Genomic DNA, 12,278 nt, shown 5'->3' on the forward strand with positions numbered 1-12,278 from the left:
TCCTGACTATTACGCCTTAATGGGCGTAACCCCATCATAGTAAATAGCGAGAATGAACAATCTATATATATAGCAAGATGCCCTACACAAGAAGAACTTATTATATAGTCAACTTGTGCAGAGCATCCATAGAAGAAAGATAAACACAGGAGCACTCACAAAGTAGTAGTCATTTCCTTGATTAGCTCCTATTCATACTATTCTTACTCGCTCTACTCGTGAAAACCGGTGTAGTTTGGCGCTTCCTTGGTCATCATAATGTCGTGTGGGTGCGACTCACGAAGAGCCGCATCAGTGATACGAATGAAACGACCCTTTTCCTGAAGCTCTGCAAGAGTGCGAGCACCCGTGTAGAACATCGACTGATGCAAGCCGCCTACCAATTCATAGAGCACATAGTTAAGTGGACCGCGATAAGGTACTTGACCTTCGACACCTTCCGGAACGACCTTATCGTTAGAAGTGACGTCTGCCTGGAAGTAGCGATCCTTTGAGTAGCTCTTCTTGCCACGAGGAGCCATCGCTCCCATAGAGCCCATGCCTCGATAAACCTTGTACTGCTTCCCATGAAGGAGAACTTTCTCACCAGGAGCTTCCTCAGTACCGGCAAGCAATCCACCAAGCATAACTGTAGATGCACCGGCAACAATTGCCTTAGCGATATCACCTGAGTAATGAATGCCACCGTCAGCTACTACTGGGATACCAGCCTCTCGTGCAGCAAGTGACGCCTCATACACAGCTGTGAGCTGTGGTACGCCCACACCTGCCACCACGCGAGTCGTGCAGATAGAGCCTGGACCAACCCCAACCTTCACTGCATCGACGCCAGCATCGATAAGCGCCTGAGCGCCTTCTCGAGTAGCAATATTTCCACCAATGATATCGATATTCTTGAAAGCAGGGTCTGCCTTCAGACGCTTAATCATATCGAGCATGAGCTTGGCATGACCGTGCGCTGTATCTACGACGAGTACATCAACTCCTGCCTCAGCCAAAGCTACACAACGCTGCCATGCGTCGCCAAAGAAACCTACAGCAGCAGCCACGCGCAAACGTCCTTGCTCATCCTTAGTCGCATCTGGATACTGCTCTGTCTTCACAAAGTCCTTCACTGTGATAAGGCCAGTAAGCTTCCCATTGCCATCGACCAGAGGAAGCTTCTCTACCTTATGCTTTGCGAGAAGCTTATGCGCATCTTCTTTAGAAATATTTGATGGACCTGTAATGAGGTTTTCACTCGTCATCACATCTTTGACACGAAGTGTGCTGAAATCTGCAGGATCTACAAAGCGCATATCACGATTTGTGACAATGCCCAGTAATGTATTGTCCTTATCTACTACAGGAAGACCAGACACACGATACTGCCCACATAAACGGTCTAAGTCAGTCAAAGTCGCTTCAGGATTGACCGTGACAGGATCGGAAATCATACCTGATTCAGAACGCTTTACAGTATCAACTGCCTTCGCTTGATCTTCAATAGAAAGATTACGATGAATGACACCAATACCGCCATTGCGTGCCATAGCTACAGCCATATCAGCTTCTGTAACTGTATCCATAGCCGCAGAAAGCACTGGGGATTTCATAATGATGTTACGTGTCAGATGAGTAGTGGTATCAACCTCAGAGGGGATAACATCAGTTTCATTTGGAAGAAGCAAAACATCGTCATATGCGAGACCAAGCTTCTCAAAAGGATTTGGAAGTGGTTTGTAAGTTTCTTGAGCCATAGCACAACGTTAAGGCTCAATTAAGACAAAGTATATTGCCTAACGTGTCACTTATCTCAGTGTTCGGTCGAACTGTCTTAAAAGTGTTCACCGACACTAAATTTCTAAAGTACTCGCGCTTTTGCCGTGATGATGACATTCTTTACAGTAATGACCGCTACGACTGCCACAAGCACTATTAAAAATGCTTTCATATGAAGTGGCACATAACTTAACATAAGTGTGCCTACTCCGATAGCTACGAGAAGTTTCATCCCCCACATCAGCATAAGCCCTATAGTGTATTGCGCACCTTTCACACCATAGTGGTCAAGAATGCGCGCTATCAATGAGTTAAATTCGGAGAAAATAATCGCCAACGTCCATCCACATAGTCCCGAAATTGCGCCATGACTTGGTACATACACAGCAGCACACACTATGCTCGCTGTTAAAAGTACAGCATCAACGCCGAGTGTCACCCATTTAAGGCGAAAAAAAGCACCGCCGAGAGTAAATGGGAAACGTGGATTTGCTTCCGTCATTACTTTTCCACCCAATCCTTATTGATTGAACGAACCTTCGTATCTGTATCTAACTGCGACGCAGTAGCTTCTCCATTAACCGCTTGCACATCGCTTTGTACACTGCTTTGCACACCTCGAATCTCGGCGTACCGTTTACGGTAATACGGCAGTAATGTAAGCACTGTCAAAACTATGGCCGCCACGATAAACCCAGCAAACACATACCTCATGCGGAAAAACAGCAACAACACCGACGAGAACGAAATGAGCGCAGCCCAGCACCACAGTATTGCAACAGCCCCGCGTACCGAATGCCCGATACGAAGCATACGATGATGCAGATGCATACGGTCCGGATGCATCGGCGAAAGCCCTTTTGACACTCTCCTCACAATGGCAAGTATCATATCAAGCACAGGCAGGAAAAGCACAAGTATAGGAAGTAAAATCGGTATAAATACTGGTAGATAAACATTGACATGATGCGCGCTAGGATCAAGTCGTCCTGTCATAACAATGGAAGCGCACGTGACCATATATCCCAAAAGCATCGACCCAGAGTCGCCCATGAAGATACTCGCCGGATGCCAATTATGCAAGAGGAAACCTATGCACACACCAACAATGACGACATCAATGATGATAGCAACGGATGCAAAACTTGCAGTCGAACGCGCCAGCATATACGAGTAAATCGCGAACGCCACGCCACCAATTGCCACAATTCCAGCAGCTAAGCCATCAAGCCCATCGACGAAATTGACAGCGTTAATCGACGCAACAAGAAGAAAAGCTGAAATGGCGATAGACCAGCTCGTCGACACAGAGTACAGATTTCCCAATGGCAGAGACACAATTTGAATGCCGCCCCACGATACAAGCAGCGATATCAAGAGTTGACCAGACATTTTGAGCATCCAGTCTAAGTCCCATAAATCATCTACTACGCCAAGCAAACAAATGAGAACCGCTCCAAGTAAAACTACCCACAATTGCTGGGTTTCCACAAATAGTCCAGAAACCCACGGAGTGCGGCTCGCGACGATAAATGCCACCACTATGCCGATGAGCATAGCAACACCACCGATCCGCGGAGTAGGCACTGTGTGCACATCTCTTTCTCGCACTTCGCCCACTGCTCCTATGCGAAAAGCAACCTGACGAATTACAGGTGTCAGGAACCATGTCACAGCACCTGCAATTGCGGCAATAAAAATGTACACTCTCATAATGTCTCTATGCTAGCGCACACCCTCGTATGTAGGTATGGAAGATTTTAAGACAGCTTCAACGCGAGCGCGAGGAATTACTCCTTCTCTCAAGTACACTGCCACTTTGTCATGCTGGTTCCAAGCAACAACTGTGCTCGCTACAGGACCAGGAGTTGCTCCATCATCAAGATAAAGTGAGACAGTGTCTCCAAGCTGATCGTAGGCCTCTTGTGCGGTATGAGCTGCCTCACGACCGCTCAAGTTCGCACTCGATGCTGCGAGCGGGCCGGTTACCTTTAAAATTTTGAGTGCTCCATCATGCGCTGGAAGTCGTACTGCCTGTGTGTGACGTCCGTCATTCTCCTCACGCACGGTAGCAAGGATGCTGTCATCGTTTACTTCGCCGATGAGACTCAACGCGCCTGGCATAAATGCCACCTCTAGAGGTTCAAGCGCATGCGGGATATGTACACCGAGCACACGCGCGTCATTCATTACTGCACACAAAATTTGAATGGTTTTTTGAGGTGGACGATGCTTGACAGCAAAAATCCCATGTACTGCTTCCGCGCTCAGAGGGTTTGCTACCACTCCGTACACGGTATCTGTCGGAATAACTACAGTCTCGCCATCTGCAATAAGTTGCTGAGCTAATGCAATAGTTTTATCATTCATCGGCATGATGCCATAACTTCTAGTCATATAACTTTTATCCGTTTTATTCGGTTTACCTTAATATCCAAGTCACGACAGCGAGTCGAATGAGGACACACATGACAAGCAAAGCAGGGTACGCCCACCATAGAAACCATTGACCATATGCCCCATGCGTTGTCACTCGCCCTGTTTGGTCTACTCGTTTGCCTGTCTCCAAGTTACGGGTATTTTTCCGGTGGCTACGCTCTACACGATTCACCATGCTTACACCCACAAGAGCGCTCACTCCTGATATTATCGCTCCTGTGATTACTATAAGCTGACGACTCCATGCAATCTTCTTCCACTTCACAGAAAAATCTACCGGGCACAAGGTATAGATAAGAACCATAACGAGTAACCCATAAAATGTTTTCAAGGCAATACAAGCCAGTAAAGCAACAATAAGCACAATTACTCGCACTGTTACACGCGCTGCATTATCATAATACTCTGCAGCTTTCCACCCAATGACTGCCACAATGCTGAGTACAAGTGCCCACAACGGATTTTGAATTTCTAATGACCACCATACCCCCGTGCGTGCATAGTCGAAAGGAGATTCGCAGATAAGCGCGAGAAGTAAGAGAAATACAGCATATTGTGCAAGCATGCCATATGTGCGCGCATCACTCGTCCTGCTACGACGCATAATCGTCCTAACACGTTGCGCTACAAACCATGCAATCACAGGAACTGCCATCCACGATAGCCAATTAACTATCATAGAACTATATAAAAGCCAATCAAAGCCTTGCGCAATCTCACCGTTGGGATTTGGAGCAATGATGGAAGCGACAACTTGCATCAACGAACATATAAGCACGAAAATCGAGAGCTTCATACGGCTAGAAAGCTTATGTGATGTCATAGTTTTTCAAGTGTAATAGGTACGTGATACCGTTATGCTACCGTTATATCTGTTTTACGCTTACTTTATCGCATACAAGTACCGATCTTTTCCTGCCAAGTCTTTCTTCGTCATGGTCACACTAAAACCAGTCACGCTTGCTGCTTCACATGTCTGCTGCCCCTGCTGCCAGTCATGCTCCATCACAAGAAGACCTCCAGGCTTGAGAAGTGTGTTGGCACGCTGAATAATCAGCCGAGGGATATGCATACCGTCAGAGCTTCCCCCATAAAGCGCTATCTCTGGATCGAAGTCACGCGTTTCAACCTGTGTAGGAATATCGCGTTCAGGGACATAGGGAGGGTTACTTATCACTACATCTACCGAGCCGTTCAGCCCTACATACGTTTGAGCATCTGCAGCATCGCCAAGGATAACTTCGTAGTTTTTTGCACTTACACGCTCAGCATTACGACGAGTATAAGCAATCGCTTCCTCAGAAATCTCGACAGCCTTTACAGTGGAGCTATTGATTTCAGTAGCAGCCGCGAGTCCAAGCGCACCTGATCCTGCGCATAAGTCCACGATAAGGGGACGTTGAAGGCATCTATGCTGAATATAGCTTATTACCTCATCTATGAGAATCTCAGTTTCAGGACGAGGGACAAACACTCCGGGCCCTACTTCAAGGTCAAGATACCGAAATGGAGCGTGCCCAGTAATGTGTTGCAGTGGTTCACGTGCAAGACGACGCTCTAGCCATAGACCAAATCGAACAAGCGACTCCTCATCCGTTATAGTACCCACTCTGTCACGCATAAGGATGGAAGTATCGAGCTTGTTCATGCCGATGCCACACGCTTCAGTGAGAAGAAGTTTCACCTCATGCTCACATACAGCTCGTGCTTGGAAAGCGTCAGTTATACCAGCATCTCGCGCAATGCCAGCATCGACAAGCAACGATGTGCACTGCACAATCACAGTGCGCACTTCTGCATCTAAACTGAAGTTCACGTCTGTCCTAAGCTACTCTCCAAGCCCTATTGATTTAGCTCATAAAATCACGAAAATCGAGCCGATACCTACTCAGTTACTTACTCAGCACTATTAGAGCGTGCGAGACGTTCTGCTTCGTCTGCTTGAATATCAGAGTCGATAACCGCCTGTAAATCGCCATCAAGCACAGCATCCAAGTTATACGCTTTGTAATTAGTACGGTGATCTACAATGCGGTTCTCTGGGAAGTTGTAGGTTCGGATACGCTCAGAACGATCCAACGTGCGTACCTGAGAATGCCTCATATCCGCTGCTGCAGCCGCCTCTTCTTCATGTTTCATCGCAAGCAAGCGAGACTTCAACACGCGGAGTGCTGCTGCACGATTTTGAATCTGCGACTTCTCATCTTGCATGGATACGACAATACCCGTTGGGATATGTGTCATTCGGACTGCAGAATACGTTGTATTTACCGACTGACCGCCAGGCCCCGATGACATAAAGATATCAATCTTTAAATCCTTCTGATCGATTTCAATTTCATCATTGTCATCTTCAGCTTCAGGGAATACAATCACACCTGCTGCGGAAGTCTGAATGCGACCATTGGATTCTGTCACAGGGATACGCTGCACACGATGTACTCCACCCTCATACTTGAGAGAAGCCCATACACCATCAGCAGGAGCTACGGTGCCCTTCGTACGAAATGCAATCTGAACGTCCTTGACACCGCCAAGCTCAGTCGCATTCTGAGACTGAATCTCATATGTCCAGCCACGTTTTTCCGCATAACGCATATACATACGCAGGAGGTCACCCGCGAAAAGTGCCGCTTCTTCACCGCCAGCACCCGCTTTAATTTCCATGATGGTATCTGATGCATCATCAGGATCGCGTGGGATAAGCGCCATACGAAGTTTATCTTCAACTGCTGGAAGTTCACCTTCAAGCCGCTTTGCTTCAGCTGCAAAATCTGGATCCTCATCAGCGAGTTCTTTCGCAGCTTCCATATCTTCATTCATCTGAAGATACTGCTGATAGATGGTTACGATCTGAGCAAGTTCTGCATGACGCCGTCCAAGTTTGCGCATCTTATTTGGGTCAGAAGCAACTTCTGGTTGGCTCATTTCAGCTTCAACGTTCTTGTATTCTTCAAGAGCCGTAGCAGCTGCGGGGAACTTGTTTTCGGATGCCACTGGGTGCCTTCCTTGTCATTATGTCGCAAATGTGACTATGGTAAAAGTTTCAAATAATTTTTAAAAGATTGCTATCTGAAAGATGTAAAGATATAAAAACGCCAGCTAACGCACAACTTTTATAAGTTGCCACGTATAACTGGCGAATGATACAAGAGCTACTTCTTCTTGCCGTAACGTGCTTCGAAGCGTGCCACGCGACCACCAGTATCGAGAATCTTCTGCTTACCGGTGTAGAAAGGATGGCAATTAGAGCACACGTCAGCGGTAATATGACCGCTCTTTACGGTAGAACGAGTAACGAAAGTGTTGCCACAAGAGCATACAACTTCAGTTGCTACATATTCAGGATGAATACCCTGCTTCATAATTATTATCTCCTAGGGAATCAAGGAACCCGGGTCGACTTAGCCTTGTGCTCAATCGTGAACCGGCGAACCAGTGGATATTATACGCACCATAACAGACGAGATACAGAATTTTAGCGTTTCACTGAAAAGGTGACTAACATAGACAGTGAGAGGGGTTACCTTCTCAACCATAACTCTTGTTTGATATAGCATAGATACAAAGCAAGAGTTGTTATCTTCGAGGAGGAAGGATTCTAATGAATAACGCATCACAAACTAGTGAAAAGCCTGTAGTCGTAGCACTGGGAGAGCTTCTGTGGGACATGCTCCCTACCGGCAAACGCGCAGGTGGAGCACCAGCAAACTTCTGCTATCACTCTATGATGAATGGCGCGGATGGATATGCTGTCAGCGCTTTGGGTGAGGATGCCTTAGGGAACGAGCTTGAAGACGAAGTCAATAAAGCTGGAATTAAGCACATCATTAAGCGCAATGCTTATCCTACTGGCACTGTAGAAGTTCATTTAAGCGACGGTATCCCTACATACGATATCGTCCAAAATGTCGCGTGGGATCACATCCCGTATACCCAAGATATGGTAGACCTTATTAAGCGAGCAGATGCCGTATGCTACGGGACACTCGCATGCCGACGCCCTGAGTCACATGACAGCATCATGCGGCTGCTGAGCGGAGTGAAGCCAGGCGCTATGAAGTATTTCGACATCAATCTACGCGGGGACTTCTATTCGAAAGATTTGATTACAGAGCAGCTCAACGCTGCGACAGTTTTCAAAATTAACGATGATGAAATTGCCCAGCTTCAAACTATGTTCAGCGTTCCTGGCACTGCTGAAGAAGTTGCACAGTGGTTCCTGAGCGAGTTTGATTTGGATTATGTCATCTTGACAGCTGGTGGAGATTATTCTCAAGTATTTGCTCGCAGCGGCGAAGTATCACGAGTCAATACTCCACGAGTTACAGTAAATGACACTGTAGGAGCGGGAGATTCCTTCTCTGGCGTGTTCTGCATCGAAATTCTCAAGGGTACACCACTTCATGAGGCTCATAAGCGTGCAGTTAATGTAGCAGCGTACGTGTGCACAGCTGCTGGCGCATGGCCTACATATCCTGATGAAATCCCAGATTACGTCACCGAACAGGGACTTGAGTAAAAAATAAAACATGATAAGAGCAGATAGGGAGGGAGGACTTATGTCAGTCCATAAAAAAGTATCTGCAGCTATGATTATCCCGATTTTCGTCACATTCTTCACTATGGGGTTTGTCGATTTTGTCGGAACTGCCACAAATTTTGTCAAAGAGGATCTCACCTTACAGTCTTGGCAAGCGAGTCTCTTTACAACCATGGTCTTTCTGTGGTTCTTCATTTTCTCGCTTCCCGCAAGCTACTGTATGAATAAATACGGTCGACGTGCCACAGTATTGATTTCTATAGCAATTACTGTTTCCGCATGCGTATTTCCTATCATTGCGTACGCTATTACAGGCATGCCAAAGGGCGGCAAACTCGTACTTATGGTCCTTTCCTTCATACTGCTCGGTATAGGTAATGCATTCATGCAAGTATCGTTAAATCCATTAATAGCAAACTTAGTATCTGGTGAGCGATATTCCAGCACTATATCAGCAGGACAATTCGTGAAAGCCATTTCCTCCTTCTCTGCCCCACTCGTCGCGGCTTGGCTCGGCTCAGCTTTTGGAGCATGGTGGGTTATGTATGTGATTTTCCTAGTTATCTCCGTTGTCGCATTCGTATGGCTATATAATGACAAAATTGAGGAAGAAGAACGCACTGCTCCTGATATCTCCTTCGGCGATACTCTTGGGCTTCTCAAAGATTCAGTTATCTTGCTGTGTTTCATTGGAATCATATGCCATGTTGGAATTGATGCCGGTGTAAACACGTACGCTCCGCAATTCCTCATGGACGCGCATGAAGGTCTTGCCGCATCTGCCGCAGCATATACAACGTCTATCTACTTCGCATTCCGTACTATCGGGTTTGCTGTAGGCATGTGGGCGTTATTGAAGTTCTCCAACAAGGTCACAGTAGCAATTTGCTCTACATGTGTGGCTTTGTCTGTCGTGTTCTTCCTTCTCTTTACCACCATTGCACCTCAGAATTGGGTTCTTTATATTGGTCTTGCATTAGTGGGTTTTGGTAACTCCAATGTCTTCTCTCTGATGTTCTCCATCGCAGGACTTCATATGCCTGAGAGACAGAACGAAATTTCTGGTCTCATGATTATGGGATTGATTGGAGGAGCAATTCTCCCACCGATTATGGGTGCGGTATCCGGTCTAGTTGGAGGTCAGCTCGGCGCAGCACTCGTGCTCGTTGTGCCGGCATGCTACCTCATTTATCTAGCTACCCATCCACGCAAGCTAGGTGAAATTTAATTACCAAACATAGCATGAGGGGCGTTAACTGCATGTAATTTCTAGCAGCTGACGCCCCTCATTGTTGTAGGGCCACAGGGACTTGAACCCTGGACATAACGATTATGAGTCGCCCGCTCTAACCGACTGAGCTATGGCCCCAAACCTCGTAACTTATGCCACGCACAGAGGGTCAAAGCCTTATGCGTGAAGTCACGTAGTTTATTCTAGCGAAAACACAGGAATACGCAAGCTAGCGCATTTCACAGCATAGCTTTTAACGCACCTTTTGTAACTCATAGTAAGAAGGAAGACCCATATAGTTAAATTTAACGGTCTTCATCTTTTGTCCCGCACCTGCATTGACATTGTCATACCATAACGGAATCACAGGCAAATCTTTCAGCAAGAGCTCCTCAGAGCGCTGATATGTCTTTATCGCTTCTTTCAAATCCGTCTGCTTTGCAGCTTCAGACATATAAGAGTCAAACTGCGTAGATTTGTAATCGCCGTTGTTGAGCCCCTTGCCATCAGCGGATGCAGAGTCATATGCTTGGAAAAGATAGCCTTCAGGATGCGGGTAGTCTGACTGCAAACCGGAGCGGAATGCCCCTTTTATTTGACGCTGATTGACAGCTGTAGAGAAATCTTTACTCGTCGCATAAGCATCACCTTCGGCCTTGATGCCCAGCACATTCGAGATAGAGTTTGCGATTGCATCCACCCACGTCTTATACGAGCCGTCAGCATTGTATCCTATAGTGAATGTTCCGCTCCATGGCGAAATTGCATCCGCTTGTGCCCATAGCTTTTGAGCCTTGGCAGGGTTATATTTCAAAACGTCAGTTCCATTCAAATTCTTGGAGTAGCCGGCGATGACAGGAGCCAAGAAATCAGTGGCAGGTGTGGCAGCACCAATGAGAATTTTCTTCACGATAGAATCTCGGTCAATCGCATACGAAATTGCTTGACGACGGAGATTCCCTTCTTCTCCGCTAAAATGCTCTATGAACTGTGGAATCGTTATCGATTTAAATGCGGATGAACCATCAGAAAATGCCTGAATAGTACTGTCAGTCTTATAGTTTTCCAACGCCGATGTAGGAATAGTATCAAGCACGTCCAAGTTGCCTGACTGCAAATCTGCATATGCAGTATCAAGTGAATCGTAAACAACAAAATCAATTGCTGCATTCTTTGCCTTACGAATACCGGTATAAGCCGCATTCCGCTTAATTTTAATGTCCTTATTCACATTCCACTTGTCAAGGACATATGGTCCATTTGACACAGTCGGATTTGTGCCAAACTTATGCATGTCCTTGTACGCTATTGAAGGTATGGGGAGAAAAGCTATATCTCCGACCTTATACGAGAATGATGAATCTGGCGCATTAAGAGTGACTTGCAAGGTCTGATTATCAAGCACCTTGAGACCTGAGAGTTGTGCATCAGGAGAAACATCCTTTCTCTGTAAGTCCTCATAACCCTGAATTGTGGCGAAGATTGAAGCTCCAACCTGCCCATGAGCTGCGTTGGCTGCGTAAGACCAAGCTTGAGCATACGTCTGTGCGGTAATGCTCTCCCCGTTCGAGAATTTAAGCCCTTTTTTAAGCTTGATGGTGTACACAGAGGCATCCTCATTAGGAGTTATAGACTGAGCCTCATCCATAACCAATTCACCCTTATTTGTAAAAGTGACGAGACCATCAAAAAGTTGAGATGCTATCTTCCAGCTCGCTGTATCTGATACATTACCTGGTGTTAATTCTCCAGTAGGTTCTACAGAATTTACGGTAATTGTTGCGTTCTTATCAACAGATTCTTTCGCATTAGTAGAGTTACTTGAACTCAACGAGCCGCAAGCTGCCAAAGCTACGACAAGGATACTAGTCGCGCTCGTTGCGACCAATCGTTTAAGTGTTATCCACGTCCTGTTAAAAGGCATACTTCTCCCCTTTTGTTAAGCTTATACTTCATTTAACTGCATAAAGAGGAGAGTTCTTCCTTTTCATGGAAAATTGCAAGAAAAAATTGCTTGAGGCTGAATTATCCCATTTGGGCTTATAGGACATTTTGTGTTGCTGTTATGCTTGTTTACCCCTTGTATTTATTGGGATGAACCATGTTTTAAATTTCTCAATGATTTTTACTTATAGGACAAAAAGTGTTGCTAGAAACACCGTGGAAGCCTTATTTTCTAGTAAGTCCGAGGTGTTTTAAAAATTATGCATTCTAAGAAGTATGAGAATTACGTAATGCACCACATGCCATAGTAAAAACGTTAAGAAAAACGGCACAACTAGTAGCGGTAAACAACGTTATTAT

At 46.0% G+C, this 12,278-nt stretch carries 11 protein-coding genes, 1 tRNA gene and 1 pseudogene; 3 read left to right on the forward strand and 10 right to left on the reverse strand.

What is annotated here, in order from left to right:
- Window positions 1-212 precede the first annotated feature (212 nt).
- From guaB to rpmE, 8 genes are all read right to left on the reverse strand, one after another.
- Window positions 213-1,739 (reverse strand): IMP dehydrogenase, encoded by a 1,527-nt coding sequence (gene guaB, locus ACFQY8_RS00080; RefSeq protein WP_377937432.1) that lies wholly within the window; start codon window positions 1,737-1,739, stop codon window positions 213-215.
- A gap of 104 nt (window positions 1,740-1,843) precedes the next feature.
- The gene (locus tag ACFQY8_RS00085) at window positions 1,844-2,263 is read right to left on the reverse strand and encodes a hypothetical protein (protein ID WP_377937434.1); all 420 of its coding nucleotides are present in this window, start codon (window positions 2,261-2,263) and stop codon (window positions 1,844-1,846) included.
- A complete protein-coding gene (locus ACFQY8_RS00090; RefSeq protein ID WP_377937436.1) occupies window positions 2,263-3,474 on the reverse strand; it encodes an MraY family glycosyltransferase in 1,212 nt (403 codons plus the stop codon). The genes ACFQY8_RS00085 and ACFQY8_RS00090 overlap by 1 nt, the downstream gene beginning before the upstream one ends.
- Before the next feature lie 12 nt (window positions 3,475-3,486).
- The gene (locus tag ACFQY8_RS00095; RefSeq protein ID WP_377937438.1) at window positions 3,487-4,158 is read right to left on the reverse strand and encodes an L-threonylcarbamoyladenylate synthase; all 672 of its coding nucleotides are present in this window, start codon (window positions 4,156-4,158) and stop codon (window positions 3,487-3,489) included.
- Between the two features lie 25 nt (window positions 4,159-4,183).
- A complete protein-coding gene (locus ACFQY8_RS00100) occupies window positions 4,184-5,023 on the reverse strand; it encodes a hypothetical protein (protein ID WP_377937440.1) in 840 nt (279 codons plus the stop codon).
- A gap of 60 nt (window positions 5,024-5,083) precedes the next feature.
- On the reverse strand, window positions 5,084-6,016 hold the full coding sequence (gene prmC / locus ACFQY8_RS00105) for a peptide chain release factor N(5)-glutamine methyltransferase (RefSeq protein WP_377937442.1): 933 nt from the start codon (window positions 6,014-6,016) through the stop codon (window positions 5,084-5,086).
- Window positions 6,017-6,096: 80 nt separating this feature from the next.
- Window positions 6,097-7,197: a peptide chain release factor 1 gene (gene prfA / locus ACFQY8_RS00110; protein WP_377937444.1), complete on the reverse strand. Its 1,101-nt coding sequence runs from the start codon at window positions 7,195-7,197 to the stop codon at window positions 6,097-6,099.
- Window positions 7,198-7,355: 158 nt separating this feature from the next.
- The gene (gene rpmE / locus ACFQY8_RS00115; RefSeq protein WP_377937446.1) at window positions 7,356-7,565 is read right to left on the reverse strand and encodes a 50S ribosomal protein L31; all 210 of its coding nucleotides are present in this window, start codon (window positions 7,563-7,565) and stop codon (window positions 7,356-7,358) included.
- A gap of 239 nt (window positions 7,566-7,804) precedes the next feature.
- On the opposite strand from rpmE, the gene ACFQY8_RS00120 reads away from it, so the two are divergent.
- Together ACFQY8_RS00120 and ACFQY8_RS00125 are read left to right on the forward strand one after the other, a co-directional pair.
- A complete protein-coding gene (locus ACFQY8_RS00120) occupies window positions 7,805-8,722 on the forward strand; it encodes a carbohydrate kinase family protein (protein ID WP_377937448.1) in 918 nt (305 codons plus the stop codon).
- Window positions 8,723-8,762: 40 nt separating this feature from the next.
- The gene (locus ACFQY8_RS00125) at window positions 8,763-9,971 is read left to right on the forward strand and encodes an MFS transporter (RefSeq protein WP_377937450.1); all 1,209 of its coding nucleotides are present in this window, start codon (window positions 8,763-8,765) and stop codon (window positions 9,969-9,971) included.
- Between the two features lie 67 nt (window positions 9,972-10,038).
- Here the strand turns inward: ACFQY8_RS00125 and ACFQY8_RS00130 are convergent.
- Window positions 10,039-10,112, reverse strand: a tRNA-Ile gene (locus ACFQY8_RS00130).
- 115 nt (window positions 10,113-10,227) lie between these two features.
- The gene (locus ACFQY8_RS00135; RefSeq protein WP_377937452.1) at window positions 10,228-11,898 is read right to left on the reverse strand and encodes a peptide ABC transporter substrate-binding protein; all 1,671 of its coding nucleotides are present in this window, start codon (window positions 11,896-11,898) and stop codon (window positions 10,228-10,230) included.
- 317 nt (window positions 11,899-12,215) lie between these two features.
- Between ACFQY8_RS00135 and ACFQY8_RS08050 the strand changes: the two are divergent.
- A pseudogene (locus ACFQY8_RS08050) lies at window positions 12,216-12,278 on the forward strand (IS1/IS1595 family N-terminal zinc-binding domain-containing protein); the annotation flags it as partial.

This window comes from Alloscardovia venturai, from assembly GCF_042676605.1.
GTDB classification, from domain to species: Bacteria; Actinomycetota; Actinomycetes; order Actinomycetales; family Bifidobacteriaceae; genus Alloscardovia; species Alloscardovia venturai.

Coding starts and splice junctions, on each gene's coding strand:
- rpmE (WP_377937446.1), bottom strand. CDS start 7,565: ATGAAGCAGGGTATTCATCCTGAATATGTAGCAACTGAAGTTGTATGC.
- ACFQY8_RS00135 (WP_377937452.1), bottom strand. CDS start 11,898: ATGCCTTTTAACAGGACGTGGATAACACTTAAACGATTGGTCGCAACG.
- ACFQY8_RS00120 (WP_377937448.1), top strand. CDS start 7,805: ATGAATAACGCATCACAAACTAGTGAAAAGCCTGTAGTCGTAGCACTG.
- guaB (WP_377937432.1), bottom strand. CDS start 1,739: ATGGCTCAAGAAACTTACAAACCACTTCCAAATCCTTTTGAGAAGCTT.
- ACFQY8_RS00085 (WP_377937434.1), bottom strand. CDS start 2,263: ATGACGGAAGCAAATCCACGTTTCCCATTTACTCTCGGCGGTGCTTTT.
- ACFQY8_RS00095 (WP_377937438.1), bottom strand. CDS start 4,158: ATGACTAGAAGTTATGGCATCATGCCGATGAATGATAAAACTATTGCA.
- ACFQY8_RS00090 (WP_377937436.1), bottom strand. CDS start 3,474: ATGAGAGTGTACATTTTTATTGCCGCAATTGCAGGTGCTGTGACATGG.
- ACFQY8_RS00125 (WP_377937450.1), top strand. CDS start 8,763: ATGTCAGTCCATAAAAAAGTATCTGCAGCTATGATTATCCCGATTTTC.
- ACFQY8_RS00100 (WP_377937440.1), bottom strand. CDS start 5,023: ATGACATCACATAAGCTTTCTAGCCGTATGAAGCTCTCGATTTTCGTG.